Source organism: Vibrio sp. OPT24 (genome assembly GCF_015163545.1).
GTDB lineage: Bacteria > Pseudomonadota > Gammaproteobacteria > Enterobacterales > Vibrionaceae > Vibrio > Vibrio cyclitrophicus.
Genome location: NZ_JADDYI010000055.1, coordinates 1 through 203 on the forward strand (window position 1 = coordinate 1; position 203 = coordinate 203).

The following is a 203-nucleotide window of genomic DNA, read 5'->3' on the forward strand; positions in this document are numbered from 1 at the left end:
ACTGGGGTGAAGTCGTAACAAGGTAGCCCTAGGGGAACCTGGGGCTGGATCACCTCCTTATACGAAGATACTTACGATGAGTGTCCACACAGATTGATGGTTTAGATTTAGTTAAAGCCAGAGCTTTAATTAATAACGTAAGTTATTGATTAAAGCTTTTTGCTTTATGCTCTTTAACAATTTGGAAAGCTGACTGATTGATT

The 203-nt window shown here is 38.9% G+C and carries 1 rRNA gene; it reads left to right on the forward strand.

The window, feature by feature from the left end:
* Positions 1–60 (forward strand): 16S ribosomal RNA (locus tag IQO02_RS19995); the annotation flags it as partial.
* Between the last annotated feature and the right edge of the window lie 143 nt (positions 61–203).